At 64.4% G+C, this 18,885-nt stretch carries 14 protein-coding genes; 4 read left to right on the forward strand and 10 right to left on the reverse strand.

Annotation, left to right across the window (positions count from 1 at the left end; genetic code table 11):
* A partial coding sequence (locus IF10I1_RS22850; RefSeq protein WP_208994269.1) for a hypothetical protein occupies nt 1-210 on the forward strand: 210 nt, incomplete at its 5' end.
* Between the two features lie 237 nt (nt 211-447).
* Here IF10I1_RS22850 and IF10I1_RS10700 read toward each other — a convergent pair.
* The 7 genes from IF10I1_RS10700 to IF10I1_RS10730 all read right to left on the reverse strand — a co-directional run bounded on the left by IF10I1_RS10700 (nt 448) and on the right by IF10I1_RS10730 (nt 9,480).
* Nucleotides 448-1,545, reverse strand: coding sequence for an ABC transporter ATP-binding protein (locus IF10I1_RS10700; protein WP_122523299.1), 1,098 nt, complete (start codon nt 1,543-1,545; stop codon nt 448-450).
* A 9-nt stretch (nt 1,546-1,554) separates the two neighbouring features.
* A complete protein-coding gene (locus IF10I1_RS10705; RefSeq protein ID WP_122523301.1) occupies nt 1,555-2,607 on the reverse strand; it encodes a carbohydrate ABC transporter permease in 1,053 nt (350 codons plus the stop codon).
* Entirely contained in the window at nt 2,607-3,650 is a 1,044-nt protein-coding gene (locus IF10I1_RS10710) for a carbohydrate ABC transporter permease (RefSeq protein ID WP_371328530.1), read from the reverse strand. Before IF10I1_RS10710 ends, IF10I1_RS10705 begins: the two co-directional genes overlap by 1 nt.
* A gap of 114 nt (nt 3,651-3,764) precedes the next feature.
* Entirely contained in the window at nt 3,765-5,027 is a 1,263-nt protein-coding gene (locus IF10I1_RS10715) for an ABC transporter substrate-binding protein (RefSeq protein ID WP_186392252.1), read from the reverse strand.
* 48 nt (nt 5,028-5,075) lie between these two features.
* Nucleotides 5,076-7,550 carry a hypothetical protein gene (locus IF10I1_RS10720; protein ID WP_186424480.1) on the reverse strand — a complete coding sequence of 825 codons (2,475 nt, stop codon included), beginning with the start codon at nt 7,548-7,550 and terminating at the stop codon, nt 5,076-5,078.
* Nucleotides 7,547-8,383 (reverse strand): 5-dehydro-4-deoxy-D-glucuronate isomerase, encoded by an 837-nt coding sequence (gene kduI, locus IF10I1_RS10725; protein WP_186392254.1) that lies wholly within the window; start codon nt 8,381-8,383, stop codon nt 7,547-7,549. Before kduI ends, IF10I1_RS10720 begins: the two co-directional genes overlap by 4 nt.
* Complete coding sequence (locus tag IF10I1_RS10730; protein ID WP_122523307.1) at nt 8,380-9,480, reverse strand: glycoside hydrolase family 105 protein; 1,101 nt, start codon at nt 9,478-9,480, stop codon at nt 8,380-8,382. Before IF10I1_RS10730 ends, kduI begins: the two co-directional genes overlap by 4 nt.
* A 119-nt stretch (nt 9,481-9,599) precedes the next feature.
* Between IF10I1_RS10730 and IF10I1_RS10735 the strand changes: the two genes are divergently transcribed.
* From IF10I1_RS10735 to IF10I1_RS10745, 3 genes are all read left to right on the forward strand, one after another.
* Nucleotides 9,600-10,655: a LacI family DNA-binding transcriptional regulator gene (locus IF10I1_RS10735; RefSeq protein ID WP_058901073.1), complete on the forward strand. Its 1,056-nt coding sequence runs from the start codon at nt 9,600-9,602 to the stop codon at nt 10,653-10,655.
* Between the two features lie 309 nt (nt 10,656-10,964).
* The gene (locus IF10I1_RS10740) at nt 10,965-11,993 is read left to right on the forward strand and encodes a helix-turn-helix domain-containing protein (protein ID WP_186424481.1); all 1,029 of its coding nucleotides are present in this window, start codon (nt 10,965-10,967) and stop codon (nt 11,991-11,993) included.
* Between the two features lie 61 nt (nt 11,994-12,054).
* Nucleotides 12,055-12,975 carry a transporter gene (locus IF10I1_RS10745; RefSeq protein WP_186392256.1) on the forward strand — a complete coding sequence of 307 codons (921 nt, stop codon included), beginning with the start codon at nt 12,055-12,057 and terminating at the stop codon, nt 12,973-12,975.
* A 255-nt stretch (nt 12,976-13,230) separates the two neighbouring features.
* Here IF10I1_RS10745 and IF10I1_RS10750 read toward each other — a convergent pair whose 3' ends face one another.
* The 3 genes from IF10I1_RS10750 to IF10I1_RS10760 form a co-directional block, all read right to left on the reverse strand.
* On the reverse strand, nt 13,231-14,376 hold the full coding sequence (locus tag IF10I1_RS10750) for an FAD-dependent monooxygenase (RefSeq protein WP_186392257.1): 1,146 nt from the start codon (nt 14,374-14,376) through the stop codon (nt 13,231-13,233).
* Between the two features lie 544 nt (nt 14,377-14,920).
* The gene (locus IF10I1_RS10755) at nt 14,921-18,349 is read right to left on the reverse strand and encodes a molybdopterin cofactor-binding domain-containing protein (RefSeq protein ID WP_186414962.1); all 3,429 of its coding nucleotides are present in this window, start codon (nt 18,347-18,349) and stop codon (nt 14,921-14,923) included.
* Nucleotides 18,346-18,831: a (2Fe-2S)-binding protein gene (locus IF10I1_RS10760; RefSeq protein WP_186392259.1), complete on the reverse strand. Its 486-nt coding sequence runs from the start codon at nt 18,829-18,831 to the stop codon at nt 18,346-18,348. Before IF10I1_RS10760 ends, IF10I1_RS10755 begins: the two co-directional genes overlap by 4 nt.
* Nucleotides 18,832-18,885: the final 54 nt, after the last annotated feature.

Raw genomic sequence — 18,885 nt, forward strand, 5'->3', positions numbered from 1 at the left:
CGCACGTTGCTGCTGCGCGGATCAGGCAAAGCTTCAAAACAAGCGGCAAATCTACTCATCGCAACCTCCCGGGACGGAGAACTCATGAATCGATTTGCCTCAGTAAAACAACCCCTTATTCGACATACGCGATTCCCCTGCCCCTGGTGGGGAGGGGTGAGGGGTGGGGGGCTGAGCCTGCAAGGGGTTGAAAAGCAGAACTTTTCCTGAGGAAGCTGGAGAGGAGAAGCTGTCAGTAGTCAATGGATACTCTGCCAGCCGGAAAGGCTTCCCCTAACCCCTCCCCACGAGGGGGAGGGGGGCTGAAACGCCGTGCCGGAATGACCAGAACGCAGGCTTTCCTCAAACCATAACCGGGGAGCCTGACTGGAAGTCCATTGCAAACACTGCCGGCCCTTGCCGGAGGCCATGCAGATCAATGGTTTGCGGCGTTGTGAAGCGGGGCTTTCAGGCAGGCTGGGCCGTCCCGATCCGGGAGCCATCGGCCCCGAAGAGATGCAGCGGAGCGTTTTGCCAGAGGAGCGTGATGACGTCTCCTGCCGCGAAACGGTGCTGACCGGGTACGATCGCCAGAAGCTTCTGTCCCAGGGCCTCGGCATGGATGACGGTTTCCGACCCGAGCGCCTCGACCATGCGAACGCTTGCTGCAAGGCCGGATGCCGTGCCGCCAGCCGCAACCTCGATATGCTGCGGCCGGATGCCCAGCGACACGGTTTCCCCGGCCTTGAGAGCGGTCCCTTCCAGCGGTATGGCGATCAGCGTGCCGTCTGCGGCCCTGACCGTCAGGCCATCCGGCGTGCTGCCCGCCACCTCCGCCTCGATGAAGTTCATATGCGGCGCGCCGATGAAGCCCGCCACGAACCGGTTCGCGGGCTGATTGTAAAGATCGAGCGGTGTGCCGACCTGTTCGATACGCCCGGCGCGCATCACGACGATGCGGTTGGCGAGCGTCATCGCCTCCACCTGGTCATGGGTGACGTAGATCATCGTGGACTTCAGCCGGGCATGGAGCGCCGCGATTTCCGCACGGGTGGAGACACGCAGTTCCGCATCGAGGTTGGACAGCGGTTCGTCGAGCAGGAAGGCGGTTGGGCGGCGCACGATGGCCCGGCCGATCGCCACGCGCTGGCGCTGGCCGCCGGAGAGCTGGCCGGGGCGGCGGTCCATGTAGTTGTCGATTTCCAGCATGCGCGCGGCCTCTGCGATGCGGGTCGCGATCTCCGGCTTCGGCATGCCGGAATTCTCCAGCCCGAAGGCAAGGTTCTGGCGCACCGTCATGTGCGGATAGAGCGCATAGGACTGGAAGACCATGGCCAGTCCGCGGTCGGCGGCCGACACCTCGTTGACCCGTGTGCCGTTGATCTTGAGATCGCCACCGGTCACCTTTTCCAGGCCCGCGATGACGCGCAGCAGCGTGGACTTGCCGCAGCCGGAGGGGCCGACGAAGACGACGAATTCGCCTTCTTCTATGGCAAGGTTGATGTCGTGCAGCACATGCACCGCGCCGTAGGACTTCTGGATGTTGGAAAGTGTGATGCTACCCATGGGTCTATCCTATTTCAGCCCGGAGCCGGCAATGCCGCTGGTGATGAAGCGCTGGAGGAAGATGAAGACCAGCACGACCGGGATCATGGTGACGACCGTCATTGCCAGAATGTAGTGCCACTGCACGTTCAGCTCGCCGGAATAGATCGAGAGGCCGACCTGCAGCGTGTAGAGTTCCCGCCGTGAGAGCACGATGAGAGGCCAGAGAAAATCGTTCCAGCGCCAGACGACGGAGAAGATGGCAAGCACGGCGAGCGCCGGCGCCGTCAGCGGCAGCATGATGCGCCAGTAGATCTGCCATTCGGACGCCTTGTCCATGCGCGCCGCATCGATCAACTCGTCCGGGATCGTCAGCATGTACTGACGCAGGATGAAGACGCCGGTCGGTGTCGCCACCGTCGGCAGGATCACGCCCCACAGGCTGTTGAACAGGCCGACCGAGGAGATGATCGAATAGAGCGGCACCAGAATGACCGAGAGCGGCACCATCAGCGTTGCAAGGATCACCAGCATCGCCGCATTGCGGCCCTTGAACTCGTATTTCGACAGGGCGAAGGCGGCCATGGAGTTGACGATCAGCGTGATCAGCGTTGCCATCACCGTCACGAAGACCGAGTTCCACAGATACCGGAAGAAATCGAACTGCATGAAGGGTTGGGTGTAGTTCTCCGTGGCAAAGGAGACTTCGCGCACCGGCTCGCGGTCGCCGATATTGACCTTGATGATTTCGCCCGGCGCCTGCGGATCGACCATCTGGCTGACGATGCCGACACGCCGGACTTCCGCCAGCACCCGCGCCGAGCCGTCGGGAAGCTTTGCGTTGAACAGCGGCAGCGGTTTTTCGTAACCCTCCACCTGCACCTGCCGGGTGACATAGGGCAGGAGGCTCGGCGGAAACTCGGCAAGCGCTGCGGGTGTCTTGAAGGAGGAGAGGGTCAGCCAGACGGCAGGGCCGAACATCACGAGCAGGCCGCCGATCAGCCAGATCCAGGTGGCAATGTCCGTCCAGTGCCAGCCCTTGCCGCCCTTGCGGCGCGTGAGGAAGGCGATTGCGGTGCTCATCAGCGTTTCCCCTTGTTCTCGTTCTTGCGGGCGGCACCCAGCTGGATCAGCGTGAGCACCACCAGCACCAGGCCCATCAGGATGGAGGCGGCTGCGGCAAGACCGGCATTGCGGGGCAGCGAGACGAAGCCGGTTTCGTAGATGTATTGCGTGATGAACAGCGTGCTGGTGCCGGGGCCGCCGCCGGTCAGGACGAAGACCTCGTCGAACACCTGCACGGCCTTGATGAGAGCGAGCACGATCACCACCAGCAGGTTCGGCATCAGCAGCGGCAGGGTGATGCGCCGGAAGACACGCGCGGGTTTGGTGCCGTCCATCTCGGCGGCCTCGTAGAGATCCTTCGGGATCGCCTGCAGGCCGGCAAGCAGGATCAGCGTGTAGAAACCCATATGCGCCCAGATGGAAACGCCGACGACAGCGCCAAAGGCAAAGGTCCGGTCCGAAAGCCAGGTGTAGGGCTCGAAGCCGAAGGGGTAGAGCATCGAGTTCAGCAGGCCTTGCCGCTGCAGGATCCACCGCCAGATCAGGCCGACGACGACGGGCGACAGCAGGACCGGGAAGAAGAAGACGGCACGCCAGAAGGAGCGGCCGATCAGTTCGCGGTTGAGGATCAGCGCCGTGATCAGCGAGGCGAGGATCATCAGGCTGACCTGCAGCACGACGAACCAGAACGTGTTGCCGGCGGCAGTCCAGAAGGCGTCCTCCTGGCAGGACATCGGATCGAGATAGTTCGTGCAGTTGAAGATCTGCCTGTACTGGCCGGCGCCGACGAAGGTGCGTTCATCAAGAAACAGCGCCGTCCCGCCGGTGAGCGAGTAGACAAGGTTGATGACCAGCGGCAAAAGCACGAAAAGGCCGAAGATCAGCATGTTCGGAGCGATGAAGAAGACCGCCATGCCGCCGGTGCCGGTCTTTTTCTGCAGATAGCGGAGCGGCCGGTCGGCGAGCCCCATCAGCAGATGCACGGGCTGAAGCATCATCGAAAGCCAGTCGGTTTTCTGCGGCGGGGCTGGCCGCTTGGATGGGGGTGGTGGCTGCGCCATGGCGGCATTTCCTCATGCATCAGGCGCCGCGCGGCCAGGCGCGGCCAGACGCGGGCAGGGGCCGCCCACCCCTTTTGAACAGGGGCAGGCGGGTGCTTCACGGTCGGGTTTGACTCAGAGGCCGGAGGCTTTCACCTTTTCGGCGACATCACTGTCGATGCGCGCGAAGGCATCCTCCGCCGGCATTTCACCGGCCACCGCCTGCGCGATGCGGGTGACGACTGCGCCGTACATCGTGTCCGACCAGCGCCAGCCGGGCATCTTCAACGCCAGGTCGGAGGTGGTCTTCGTGGCGTTGACGAAGGTGTTCAATGCGTCCTTGACCAGCTGGCTATCCGAATTGAAGTTGACGCCTTCGGCGATGACGCCCTGGTGCGCCGGCAGAAACAGCGTGCGCTCGGAGAACTCCTTCACGATGTCCTTGCGGGCCAGGTAATCCATCACCTGGGCGACTTCCTGCGGATTCTTGGTGTATTTCACCGCCACGAGCGCCGCGCCGCCCGGAAGCCCGGTGCAGGCGGCCGGACCGCAGGGGCTGCCGGTCGCCACCCAGTCGAAATTGTCGCCGATCTTGTTGGCGAAGTTCGGCACCTGCCAGGAGCCGGCATAGTAGAAGGCGACCTGACCGTTGATGAAGTCGTCGGCGCCGGCGCGGTACGACTGGCCGGCGGCTGACACCCAGATGTCCTTCGACATGGTGCCGTCTTTCGACCAGTCGATGAACTTGCCGAGATAGGCCTTGGCACCTTCGTCCAGCGGCTGCGGCTTGCCATCGGCGCCGATGTAGTTGGCACCATAGGATATGGCCGGCCCGGTGATGCGGTGGCCGGAACGGTCCATCGCCATCGGGTAGGGGATCTGCTGGCTGGCTGCGACCTTCCTGGCAGCGTCCGCCCAGTCATCCCAGGTGGCTTCCGGGCCGGGCAGCGGCACGCCCGCCTGCTCGAACAGCGTCTTGTTGGCAAAACCGCCGGTCAGCGTCAGCTGCGTCATGAAGCCGGAGATCTGGTCCGATCCGTCCGGGCGCATCCAGTCGGCATTGGCGCCGAAGTTTTCGTCCCAATACTTGGCGTCGGCCACCAGCGGACGAAGGTCGAGCCAGTGTTTGGAAAGATCCTTGATCGAGGTGACGCGGGCGATATCGGGGCCGTTGCCGGCTTCCAGCTGCACCGGCAGCTGTTCCTTGATGACGCTGTAGGCGACATTGTCCACGATGACGTTGATGCCCGGGTTTTCCTTCATGAACCGGTTGATCAGGTCCTGGAACACTTCCCCTTCGATGCCGTCCGAATACCACATGATGCGCACATCGCCGGCATGGGCGGTGGTTGCCATCAGCGCCAGGGCCGATGCAGCAAGAAGTGATTTCAATGCCATGCTCTTTCCTCCTCCTTGTGGGGCAGATCCTCCATCCACCCCGGTTGCTCAAAGCATGATGGCCTCACCCTTCACGGTATAGTCTTCCCGGCGCAGGGTGCGGCCTTCCGCATTCACCGATCCATCGGCCAGGAACCTGACGGGACCATAGTCCGGATCGTTGACGGTAATTGTTCCATCCTCCGACATCTCTGCCGTCAAGTCAGCATAGCGCGCCTCCGCCGCGGCGAGATCTCCGGTTTCCGCCAGCCGCACGATCCAGCGTGTCTTGCGCCCCGCAAGCCTCAGTTCCGTGCCGGCTGACGGTCCCTCCCCGACCGGCAGAAGTTCGCCACTGCCGATCAGAACCGCGACGCCCTTGCCGCTGCGGGCCAAGGCCCGGTTTGCAGACACACGGCTTTCCTCGAATTCTGCACGCGGGAACCAGGCGTGTGAAAATTCCGGCTGGTCCTCATGCACGTCGAAGCCGACGATCGCCAGCCCGCGATACTGTTGCACTCTCGGCACCGTGCCACAACCGCCCCAGTAGGACGGGCGCCCGTAACCGAGCTGGATGACCTCGCCCGGATGGTTGATCCAGATCGCGGCTTCCGGCTTTTCGCCGATGCGCAGGTGCAGGACCGTCTCCTGATAGCCCCAGTCCTTCCAGCGGTAATGCACGGCGGAGCCCATGGCATAATGCTCACCCTTGTAGTGGTAGAGCGCGGCAAACCCTTCCTGGCCCTGGGCAAAACGCCATTCCTGGTGGGACGGCCCGCGATGGCTGGCAACCGCCAGCAGTTCGCCGGGCACCTCGAGGCCGTGGTCGCGCAGGCAGACGGCGAGCTGCGGCAGGGCATGGACCCGGCGCCCGTACCAGCCCTTGCCCCAGAGCAGGCGCGTCACTCCCGAGAGTTCCAGCGAGCGGCCAGCACACAGCGTATGTTCGTAGGAGCGCCCCTGCGCCGCGGTCATCATGCCATGATGGGCGGAGCGGGCGATGATCTCGCAGAGCCGGATGATGCCGGCCCTGGCCCGCGCGGCAATATCCTCGTCCGGGGCGAGCGCTGCGAGTGCTGTGAGGCCCTTCAGATCGATCGGGAAATAGGGGGCCGAGTTGAACTCCGCCATTTCCCAGTGCTCGAAGTGGTCGAGCCAGGCGCGAACCCGCGCGGCACCAATCTTCGACTGCTCGGCGCCCTTGCGGCCGGAGCGGACGAAGGTCGCCCCGGGGAGCAGATGGCCGGCGAGATAGCTGGCGGTATGGAACAGCAGGGCGTGGTTTTCGGAAAAATACCACTGCACGTCATTGCCCGGCTCATCCATCCAGTAGCGGAAGTTGAGGATGGCACGGTCGATGCGGTCGCGGGTCTTGCTGTTGATATCGTTGCCCCACACGGTGCGCGACCAGATGAGCGGCACCAGCGAGAAATCGGCGCAGTCGTGGCAGTCCTCGATCGAGGGCAGGATCTCCTCGATCATCGCGTCCGTATCGGCACCGGCCCGGCCGCTCGCGAGGCGGGCAAAGGCGCACACGGTATCACGCTCGGAATGGCAGGAGACCGTATCCAGCGTTTCGCGGATCCGGCCGGCAAGGGTGGCGGGCGCCGGACCCTGACGCTCCGCATGGCAGATTTCGACGCCGAGCGGACGTGCGGCCACGAAACCGCCGGTATCGAGGGCAATGCGGAAATGGTGGAAATCGGCGGGCACCTGTTCGGCGGGACCCAGATTGAGGCGGGTGGCTCCGGCCTCCAGCTTGAAATCAAGATCGAAGCGTTCGCGGGAGATAAAATCGCCCTCGATCGTGACATTGACGCCTACGGCCACCGGCAGCGGCTTGGCGAAGAGCAGCGTGATATCGCCGGAGAAATACGCGGGGCGGTCGAGATGCATGCCCTCCAGGGCAGCCTCGATGCTTTCGGCCACGGAGCCTTCGACCGGCACCGGCATCGCAACCTGGGCGGCCGGTCCGGCCAGATAGTCGAACTGGAAAAAATAACGGGCGTCGCGCTCTGCCAGATCGTCGAAGAACAGCGTCACCTCGTTGAGCCCGGCCTTCAGTGGCAGCTCGAATTCCTGCTTCGTTTCGAGATTGCGGCCATAGGGCGCCATCCAGCCGGTTTCCTGGCCGTTGAGGAACAGGACCGCGCCGCCGCAGGTGCCGAGCCGGATCCTGGCCGGGCCCGCTTCGGGCACCTCGATGCGGGTGCGGGCCCAGGTGGCGAGCCGTGTTGGGCGGAACCAGAAACCGGAGAGATCGACGCGCGGCGAACCGAAGGGCAGCCACCAGCGGGCGGGCTGAAATGCGCCGCGCACATCCGGGCGCTTGCCGCGATAGGTTTCAGCAAAGATCGTCCGGCAGGGATATTCGTGCGGAATGAAGTTCTTGTGTTTGGTGAGGAAAAAGAAGGGGTCCATCTCCCCCTTCATCGGCTGGTCAGGCGTGTCGAAACGCTCTTCCATCACCGGCCCCAGCTGCCAGTAGCGCACCGGCTCACCGGCGCTGAGGGGCTTTCGCATGTAGGTCTGTTCAGCCGTCATTTCAGATCCGCCACGGCCACCGGGGTTACATCGTTGTATTCCTGGTTTTCGCCGGTCATGCCCCAGACGAAGGCGTAAGGGCCGGTGCCGGCCCCCATGTGGATCGACCAGGCCGGTGAAAGCACCGCATCGCCATTGGCAACGATCAGGTTGCGTGTCTGGTCCGGCCGTCCCATCAGATGGATGACACGGTCTTCCGCACCCATGCCGAAGTAGCAATAGGCCTCCATCCGCCGTTCATGCAGATGCGGCGGCATGGTGTTCCAGACACTGCCTTCGGCGAGATCGGTAATGCCCATCAGCAGCAGGCATGAGGGCGCCACCTGCGGGTGGATGTACATGCGCAGCTTGCGCTTGTTGGAGCGTTTCTCCTCGCCGAGTTCCAGAAGCTTCGATTCCGCCCGCGTGATCAGGCGATGCGGATGATCTGCGCCCGCGGGGACCGAATTCATGTAGAAGCGCGCCGGTTGTTCCGGATCGGCGGACCGGACCTCGAGCGCCTGCGCGCCGCGCCCCACATAAAGGACGTCGCGATTGTCGAGATCAAAGGTCTCGCCATCGACCGTCACGGAGCCTGCGCCGCCGAGATTGGCAATACCCATCTCGCGCGCGGACAGGAGGCAGGGTGTGCCGATATCCTCGCCGGACCCGAAGCCGAGCGGCGATGTGACCGGCACCGCACCGCCGAGGATCAGCCGGTCGACGTGGGTGTAGACAAAGTTGACCTGGCCTTCGCGAAACAGATCCTCGATCAGGAAGGCCTGACGCAGGCGGTCCGTATCGTAGGTCTTGATGTCATCGGGGGAAGCTCCGTAGAGAACGCGCATGCTCATGCGGCCTTCTCCTCAGCATCCACGTGGCTCAGCGCCTCCGACAGGCAGAGGATCGACAGCGCCTGGCCATAACCGGTCGGCTGGATGGGGATGTCCTTGTAGAACTGCAGGTCGTGGCCCATGCGCGTGCCGTAGGAGACGTTCTGCACCGTGCCGCTCGCATCGATATTCTCCACCACGAACCCGACGGCCCTCAGTCCCGCTTCGCGCCAGGCCGGTGTGCCGAGGCCGAGACGATAGCCTTTCAGCAGGCCGTAGCCGATGCCGGCGGTCGCCGATGTTTCTTCGTAGGAGGCCGGGTCGTCGAGCAGCGTGCGCCAGGCGCCGCTTTCCGTCTGCAGCGGCAGAAGCGCATTGACCTGCGCCGTCAGCACGCCCAGCAGGAAATCCTTCACCGGGCGCGGCAGGTCCGCAAGGTCGAAGAGGTCGAGAATGCCGGCGGTGATCCAGGCATTGCCGCGGGCCCAGCGGGCGCGGGCGAAATTGTGCCGGCCCCGGAAGGTCCAGCCGTGGAACCACAGACCGGTTTCCACGTCGGACAGGTAGCGGGTGTGGACGAGGAATTGGCGTGCCGCCTCGTCCACCAGTTCCTGCCGGCCGCTTGCCTGACCGTAGGAGGCCAGGAACAGCGCGACCATGTAGAGGGTATCGTCCCAGAGTTCGCCGTCATTCACCTTGTCGGAGACGTGGTGCTCGAAGGCGCCTTCCTCCGTGCGGCCCATCTCCGCGATCACCCGGTCCGCCCAGGCATCGAGCGGCGCTTTCCAGCGGGCGTCCTGCGTTTCGCGCCAGAGAACAGAGAGACCGAGCATCGGCGCGGTGGTGTTGACGTTCAGCGGCGGCAGGCCTGCGGCGAGCCGCGTCTCGTACCAGCCCTCGATCAGCGCCTTGAGATCGTCCCGGCCAGTGAACTGCCAGAGCCGGATCAGACCGTAGAGGCCGACACCCTGCGGCCATTCCCAGCTGTCGAAGGAAATGTAGTCTCCGGCGGTACCATCGAGATTGGGCTCGTGAAAGCGGCCGTCGTGTTTCAAGCCGGTCATGCCGGCCACCAGCCGGTCAAGATTGGTGAGAATGGTTGCGCCATTCAAAGCCATGAAGTCCTCCCGCCTTCCGCCTCTCCCAAGGCGGTCATGTCTTGAGGCCCAAGCAGAACACTGAGAAAAAAGATTGCGCAAGCTGAAAATTTTTTGCAGTTTGCGCGAGGGAGATTGCCATGAACCTCAAGCCTCTGCCGGGAAAACGGGCCAAAAAGAACCGGCGCATCACGCTGGAAGATGTGGCGGGCGCCTGCGGCGTGTCGCTCAGCACAGCCTCGCGTGCGCTGGCCGGGGAGAAGGGTGTCCGGCCGGATATCCGGGAGAAGGTGCTCGCCGCGGCCAAGCAGGTGAACTATGCCGTTCCTGCCGCTCTTGCCGGACGGAAGGTCATCCTGGCTGCCTCCAGTGCGGCGATGATCGATTACGTCCGCAACCAGTTCACGCTCTATGTGCTGGAAGGACTGAAGGAACGCGCTTCGGCTCTCGGCCTTGAGATCGTCACGCGAGCCGTGACAGACCGGGCAGACGAGAAACAGCTGCTGCAAGACGCGCGCGAAGATCCGGAGACCGCCGGCCTGCTGTTCCTCACGGTCGATGACGAGGCGATGCTCGCGGCCACGCGCGATTTCCCGAAACCCGTCGTGCTGCTGAATGGCCATGATCCGCTGATGCGGCTCTCCAGCGTCACGCCCTGCAACCGGTCCGCGGCGCGGCTCGCCACCGATCATCTCATCCAGCTTGGCCACAGGCGCATCCTGTTTCTCATGCGGCCGGGGCGGCGCACGATCGAGCACCGCAAGGAAGGCTGGCAGGATGCGCTGCGGCTGAAGGGGCTCGATCATTCGGAACGCATGGTCGTGACGGTGGACGACTGGCTGCCGGAACTGGCGGCGCAGGCCATCGGGCAGAGGCTGGCTGAGAACGGACAGGACTTTACCGCCGTTGTGACGGCTGGCGACAGTCTCGCCGCCGGTGCCATCATGGCGATGCAGAAGGCGGGGTTCTCGGTGCCCGCAGATATCTCGGTGGTCGGCATGGACGACCTGCCGCAGGCGGCCTTCATCAACCCGCCGCTCACCACCATGCACCTGCCGATGCGCGAAATTGGGGCCGCGGCCCTTGACCTTCTGAGCGACAGTATCGCAGGCCGGATCAATCCCGTCCGGCGGATCGAACTCGCCTGTCATCTCGTGGAGCGAGCCTCCACCTGTCCCCCACCGGCTGCCCCCTAGACCATATGGCCCGCCTTGTTGGCAACCTCACAAGACTTCTGAAAAAGCGGTGGTTCAAGTAACGGCAGGCACGCAATCTCTGCCAGCCCAAACTCTTTGAGCTTAGATGCCGCCGAAGGTTTCAAGCGATACTTTTCCGGCCTATTGCAAAATATATGAGACAAGATAATGAATAGGTGGATCTTGTTTCCGGGATTTTCTATTTTGTCTTGTCTTGGTGAATAAAGCCAGAGGGAAACTGCGCACCAAGACAAACAGACAGAAAGTGCCTGGATTTTATCTGCGGGTATCAGCTTGGAGGGGGGCTGCATGCTGCTGGAACGATCTGCCACGCCACAGGCGTGTCCACCTGCCGTTTTGACGGCAGATGATCCGGTTCAATTTGCCCAGCTCACGCCGGGGTGGCCGGCGGAATATGTCCAGCTCTCGCCCGGGCGGCTGTCCGCTTCGGTTCAGGTGCTGAACCTCAATCATGTCCAGCTTCTGCGCGAAACCGTGGACCAGTCGCTGCTGAAACGGGGGCTGGCCTCCTGCCGTTCGCCGCTGGTCTTCGCCTTTCCCCTTGCCGCCGAAGGCATCGCCAAGGCGGGCGGGCGCGACATCCCGGCCATGGCCGGGCTGCTGGCGGACGGAAGCGGCCACCCGGATGTGGTGACGTCAGGCTATGTGGATCTCGCCTGCCTCGCCTTTGACGACGAATGGTTCGGCCAGGCCTGCCTGCTGGCGGGCGGCGGAGAACTGGCCGAGGCGCTGTCCCGCCACAAGACCCTGTTCATCGCGCCCGAAAAGCTGACCGGGGTGCGGGCGCTGTTCGGGGCAGTCATGGGCTTGGGCCACGCGCTGCCCGGTGCGGCCTGCATCCGCGCCGGGGAGGATCTTCTCCTCTCCGTTCTCGACCTTGTCACCCTCTCCGGTTTTCAGCCCGGACCGGCCAGCCGGGCGCATGTGCAGGTCACCGATGCGGCGCTGGAGCTGGTGCTGGAAGGCGGGCTTGAAGCCTGCTCGGTGCTGGAACTGTGCCAGCGCCTCGGGGTCAGCCGCCGCTACATGCAGCTTTGCTTCACGAAGGTCTACGGCAAGAGCGCCGTGCAGGTGCTGAAGTCGGTGCGCCTTGCCAGGGTGCGCGAGGCGCTGGTGGCCGCCCGGAAAGAGGTCCGGCGTGAGACCATCGGCGATATCGCCGCCCGCTGGGGCTTCTGGCACTGGAGCCACTTCAGCCGGGACTACAAGGCCCAGTTTGGCGAATTGCCCTCCGAAACGCTGGGGAATTCCGGCATCACTTCCGGAAATACTGCGGTTTTTGACGAGGGCGGCAGGGAGAGTGCCGATCTCGGATAACGGCGTTCAGCCCACTGTGTCTAGGTTTTCCTACTTAACCGGAAAAACACAGTGGGGAACAATGAAGGTTAAAGATATCGCAGGAAAGACGGTTCTGGCGGGTGCAGCTCTGCTTGCCGTTCTGTCCGGGGCTCAGGATGCATCGGCGGTGGAAGGTGGAGCCACCATTACGCCCTTCGGCCTGTTCGACTTCGGCGCGGGCATGTCGCCGCCGCCGACACCTTACGGCGCTTTTGGCCTGCAGGTGATGCATTACACCGCCAACAAGGGCAAGGATGTCTTCGGCAAGGACAATGGTGTCGATCTGCAGCTGGACGTCACCTCCGTGACGCTGTCCTACATCAAGATGACCGAATTCAAGCTGCTGGGCGCCGCCTATGGCTTCGGTGTCGCAGTGCCGCTCATGAACCTGAACGGCTCCTTCGATGTGGGGCAGAAGATTGCGGACAAGGATTTCAACATTGGGGATGCCGGGTTCATCCCGCTGATCCTGCAGTGGGATCTGACGAAGAACTGGTATGTGAACACCGCGTTCCAGATTCAGGCGCCGACCGGCCACTATGACGTGAACAATCCCTTCTCGGCCGGTGTCAACCACTGGACCTTTGCACCCACTGCCGGTGTGACCTACCTGTTCGACAGCGGCTGGGAAGTCTCCTCGCGCATCGAGATTTCCTTCAACACGGTCAACCGGGCCACCAATTACACCAGCGGCATCGAGTACAAGCAGGAATTCGCCGTGGGCAAGTCGCTGGGTGCCTGGACGATTGGCGCCGGCGGCTATGCCTATCAGCAGCTGACCGACGACAAGGGGCAGGGCATCGTCAAGGGCAACCGCAGCCGCGCCTTCGCCGCAGGCCCTGCCATCGCCTGGTTCGAGCCGGGCCTCCCGGCGGTCAACTTCCATGCCTACAAGGAATTTGGCACACGGAACCGGCCGGAAGGCTACAACCTGTCCTTCCGCATTTCGCACGCCTTCTGAGGCAGGATGGCGGCTGTCACCTGACAGTATCAGGTTGATGACAAAGTAGGCATTCTTCTCTTTCGTCATGGCCGGGCTTGTCCCGGCCATCTGCAGACAATCGATCTGTATAGATCCTCGGCACAAGGCCGAGGATGACGATGGAGAAGCTGCAGATTTGTCAACAGCCTGCAGAACGCCGTCTTGCCGTCCCGCACAGTCCTTGAAAACAGGAACCCCGCCGCAGGCCGCAAAGCCTGCGGTGGGGTTTTTTTGTCAGCCGAGTTGCGCGGTCAGCGGGTCGTAGGCATAGACCCAGGCCGGGTCCTCCGGCTCCTTCAGCCAGGTGTTGGCGTTGGAGATGGTCTGCACTTTCGTGGCGCGGTCACGGCGGGTGGCTTCGTAGAGGGCGAAGGCCTCGCGGTAGCCGCTGGTGCCGGTTTCCTCAAGGCACCGGGTCAGCACGGCGGCATCCTCGATGGCCATGCAGGCGCCCTGCGCCATGTGCGGGCGCATCGGATGGCAGGCATCGCCCAGCATGACGAGGCGGCCACGGCTCCACAGGTTCAGCGGATCACGGTTCCAGAACGGCCATTTGGTCACGGTCTCCGTGGCATCGATCAGCGCCTGCACCACCGGGTGCGAGCCGCCGAAGATGGCTTCCATCTCCTCGCGGGAGCTGTCGACGAAGCTCGTCTCATGCTCCCAGCCATCCACCGGCACGCCGGTGACATAGTAATATTCGCTGCCATCGCCCTTGGTGGCATAGGCCATGATGTGGCGCGAGGCTTCCCACCACCACTTGACGCAGGCCTCGAACTGAAGCCCCGAGGCGCGCAGCTTGTCCATGTTGACCAGCGCCCGGTGCCCGACCCAGCCGGAGAAGCGCGGCTTTTCCGGCCCCAGCAGCATTTCGCGGATCATGGAATTGATGCCATCGGCACCCACCACCAGCCCGGCGGCGATCTTGCGGCCGTTCTCGAAGGTCAGCAGAACGTCGCTCTCGCGCTCCTCGATGGCAATCAGCTTGTGGCCGAAATGCACCCGGTCCTGCGGCAGGGCGTCGATCTGCACCGCGTGCATGTCGCCCCGGTGGATGGTGATGTAGGAGGCGCCATATTCGCGGCGGCCATAGTCGCCCAGCGGAATGCGCGAGAGATAGTCACCCGTGTTGCCATCGCGGGAGAACCAGAAGTCCGGGTGCGAGCCGATGGACTCCAGCGTCTTCTCGATGCCGATGCGGCGGAAGATCTTCATCACGTTGGGGCCAATGTGAATGCCCGCACCCAGCCGGGTGAAGACCGGTGCCTGCTCGAACGTATGCACCGAAAACCCGGCCCCGGCCAGCAGCGCCGCCGCAGCCGCCCCGCCAAGCCCGGCACCGATGACGGCGATTTCCACCCTTTCAATTGCGTCTGTCATGGGTCTGTCCTCTCTGTGTCAGATATTTGTTTGTATACTAACAATATGGGTATGCGTTGACCTTGGTTCCGTGTGTTTGGGGGGCACTACTCGTTATGGCTTACCTTCTTGGCACGGCGTTTCAGCCCCCCGGACTGATGACAAACCTTCGGCCTCTCCGTCGTCATCCTCGGCCTTGTGCCGAGGATCTAACCAAATCAATGGTTTGCAGATGGCCGGGCCAAGCCCGGCCATGACGAAAAGGAGAGCACTTGCTTTGTCATCGGCCTCTGAGTTGCCGCCCCCCTCCCCCTCGTGGGGAGGGGTTAGGGGTGGGGGGAAAAGCCTTTCCGGCTGGCAGAGTATTTATTGATTTCATACAGCTGCTCCTCCTCATGCCTTTTCGGGTATCTGTCTGTCTTTCATATCGTTTCCGGCTCAGAGCCCCCCACCCCTTACCCCTCCCCACCAGGGGGAGGGGGGGCGGAGATGCCCTGCCAAAAAGCTGGTTCAGCATGGGGGGAGAGGGGCGCTGCGGCCATTGGAGACTCTCCTCTCTCCCCTCTCACCATGGCGGCAGGTCCGGGGCGAAGCGGTGGCGGAGGTAGGTGGCGAGCGCCTCGCGGTTGCTGGCGGTCAGCTCGCCGTGGAAGGAGGGCATGTCGCGCAAGGCAAGGCCATCGGGGGCGCGCACGCCTTCGTCCAGAACCGAGTAGAGCGCGTCCGGCTTTGGCGCGCGCAGGGCGGCTGAGCGGCTGAGGGGTGAGAGCGCCGCTGTGACGGTTCCGGAAATGGCGGGCTCATGGCAGACGGCGCAGGCGCTGTCATAGATGCGGCTGCCCGGTCCGGGCGCGGGAGAAGCTTCCGCAACAGGGGCCAGCGTAACAGGGACCAATGCTGCCTTCGGATCGCCTTCACCCAGAGAGGCGAGATAGGTGGCCATGGCGCGGATGTCGCTGTCCGGCAGGGCGGTGAGGCTGGCGGTCACCTCGGCCATGGGGCCGGAGGCGGTGGCTGCCTCCGAGTGACCGGTCCGCAGATAGGCAAAGAGCGTGTCCTCGTCCCAGCCTCTTGCGGTGGCCTCTGCCCCGGCGAGCGCAGGCGCGTACCAGCCCTTGATCATGGCGCCCGTCAGCTCCGGCATTTCGGCCCCGGCGGCATTGCGCGGGGCGTGGCAGGCGGAGCAATGGCCGGCGGCTTCCACCAGATACTTGCCCCGGTTCCACACCTCGCCTTTGGCCGGCTCGGGCATGAAGGGCCTTGCATCGTGATAGAGCAGGTTCCACACGGACAGCGCCGGGCGCAGGTTGGCGGGGGCGATCATCTGAGCCTGCGGCGTTGCCTGACTGACGGGCGCAAGCGTCTGCAGGAAGGCATAGAGCGCCAGCATGTCTTCGCCCGACATCTTCGCAAAAGAGGTGTAGGGGAAGGCCGGATAGAGATTGTGCCCGTCGCGGCTGATGCCGTGGCGCATGGCCCGGTCGAAGGCCTCGAAGCTCCAGCGGCCAAGGCCGGTGTCCGGGTCCGGCGTCAGGTTGGTGCTGTAGACGGTGCCGAACGGCGTGACCACAGGCCGCCCGCCCGCATTGGCGATGCCGCCTTCCGCCGTGTGGCAGCTGGCGCAGTTGCCAAGGGCAAAGACCTGCCGTCCGCGCTCCAGCGTTTCCGCCGAGAAGGAAGCGGGAGCGGAAGGGGCCACCGGCGCAATGGGCCGGTTAAGCGGCAGGGCCACCGCGCCGAAGGTGAGCGCGCCGCCCAGCACCGTGCCCAGCCCCAGCAGCTTGCGGCGCAGGCTGTGGTTCTTCTTGCCCGGTGCAGAAGCAGGGGCGGGCAGGGCGGCTGCACCGTCAAAGCCATGGGCGGCGAGGGCGCTGCGCATCTTTTCCGGCGTGAAGGGCACCTCGCGCATGCGCACGCCCGTGGCATCGAAAATGGCATTGGCGATGGCGGCGGCGCTTGGCACGGCGGCGCTTTCGCCCACACCCAGCGGCGGGTCTTCCGGCCGGGCAATCAGCATGGTGCTGATGTCCGGCACGGCGGGGAAGGTCTGGATCGGATAGGCCGCCCAGCTCTGCGGCGTGGGGGAAATCTCGTCGAAGGTGACTTCTTCCAGCATCACGCGGCTGGCGGTCTGCACCGCGTTGCCGTGGATCTGCTGGCGCACCCCGTCCGGGTTGATGACAAGCCCCTGATCCTGCCCGATGAAGATGCGCGTCAGGGAGACTTCGCCCGTTTGCGTGTCCACCGCCACATCCACCACCCAGGCGGCCGAGGCGGCGGCAACGCCGGGGAAGGTGCCATGCACATAGGTGGCAAAGGCAAAGCCCTGACCATAGGCCATGCGCCCCTCGCGCCGCAGGCGCGGGCCGCTGCGGGCGGACCAGCCGGCCTCTGCCGCCGTGCGCCGCACCAGATCGGCCTGCCGGGGATCATCGAGATGCCGCAGACGGAAATCGACCGGATCTTCCCCCGCCTCGAAAGCCATTTCGTCGATGAAGCTTTCGTGGGCGAAGGTGTTCGGCAGGGCCGAGACGCCGCGCATCCATGCGGCGCGCACCATGGGTGCCATGTCATGCACCGTGATGCGCTTGTTCGGCACCCGGTAGGGCGGAATGATGGTGCGGTCGCCCATGTCGGAAGGGCGCGGCTCGGGGCTGACGCGCCCGGTCAGCAGCAACGCCAGATTGGGCCCGCGGTTGGAGGGATACCAGGTGTCGATGGCATAGGCGTGCAGGCTGCCCGCCTTCATGCCGCCGTGCACTTCCATCAGCTGCGCCGCGCCCTTGGGCTCCCACAGGTGCTCCTGCGCCCGGGTCAGCTGCACGCGCACCGGCTGGCCGATGGCGCGGGAGAGCAGCAGCGCGTCGCCGCACACATCATCGGCGCAATTGCGGCCATAGCAGCCGGCGGCCTGATAGCGGCGGATCTCGATGGCTTCCGGCGGCAGATCCACCAGCACGGCGAGATCACCGCGCAGCATGTGCGGGTTCTGCGTGCCGGACCAGACCACCGGCTGCCCCTCCGCCCAGTCGGCAATGGCGCAGGACGGGCCGATGGAGCCGTGCTCGTGATAGGGCCAGACATAGGTGCGCTCACGCGCCACATCGCATTCGCCAATGCCACGGGCGAAATCGCCGGTCTGGTCCAGCGGGCGGGGCGTCGAGGGATGGTCCTTCAGCGTCTGGCGCAGGCTGGCCATGTCCGGCAGCTCCGGCGGCATGCGCCAGTGCACGGGCAGGGCCTGAGCGATCGCCTCCGCCTGATCGGCCCGCTCCGCCACCACCGCCAGAAAATCCGCCTGCCGCACGATGGCGATGAAGCCCGGCATGCCCCGCACGGCGGCTTCGTCATAGCCGGTGAGGCTGTGGCCGATGAAACTGCCGCTGTCGCGCCCGGCATAGGGCGGGCGGATGACATGGCCATGCACCATGCCGGGCACATCCACATCGTGGATATAGGGATGCTGGCCGCGCAGCTTCTCCGGCAGGTCGCGCCGCCCGGTCTTCCGGCCGACGATGCGGTACTCCGCCGGGGCCTTGACAGGGACGTTGCGGTCCAGCGGCAGATCGAGGCTGAGGCCCTCCAGCAGCTGGGCATAGGTGAGGCTCTTGTCCTGCCAGTAGGCGGCGCCTGCCTCCAGCCGCAGCTCATCCGCCGGGGCGTTGAAGCGGCGGGCGGCCTCTGCGGCCAGCACCGCACGGGCCTGCGCGGCGGCAAGGCGCAGCGGGATGGCGGCCACCTGAATGGTTTCGGAGGCAATCGTCGGCCCCTGATCCGGCGTCAGCGCCGTATCGCCCAGCACCATGCGGACGGACCCAAGCGGCAGATCCAGCTCTTCGGCCACGATCTGCGCCAGAGCGGTCTCGATGCCGGTGCCAAGATCCACATGGCCGTTGAAGCCGGTGGCGCTGCCGTCTGCCGCAACATGCAGATAGACGGCGCGGCCATTGGGCCGGTCCTCGTGGATGATGAGGGCAGGGGCGGCGGGGCTCATGATGCGCCTCCGCGCAGGAGTTCGGCAGCGCGCTCGACGGAGGCGATGATTTCCAGATGGGTGCCGCAGCGGCACAGGTTATGGCGCAGGGCTGCGCGGATTTCCTCGCGTGAGGGGCTGGGATTGTCTGCCAGAAGGGCGGTCGCGGTCATCACCATGCCGTTGAGGCAATAGCCGCACTGTGCGCCCTCACATTCCAGAAAGCCTTGCTGCACGGGGGAAAGCGCGCCGGTGTCAGCATCGGCGAGGCCTTCCAGTGTGGTGACCTCGCAACCTGCGGCGCAGGAGGCGCGCAGCACGCAGGCGCGGGCTGGTCTGCCGTCCACCAGCACGGTACAAGCCCCGCACTGGGCCATGCCGCAGCCATACTTCGCCCCCGTCAGCTTCAGCTCGCTGCGCAGGATGTCGAGAAGCGTGCGGTCTTCCGGATGCGGCAGCACATGGCGTGCCCCGTTCACGGTCAGGCAGAACGTGTTGGTCATGGTACCCTCTGGATCGCTCTCTCGGGGGAGCGTTGACATGAGTTGAGCAAAAAA

This window comes from Pannonibacter sp. I15F10I1 (assembly GCF_900185665.1).
Taxonomy (GTDB): Bacteria; Pseudomonadota; Alphaproteobacteria; order Rhizobiales; family Stappiaceae; genus Pannonibacter; species Pannonibacter indicus.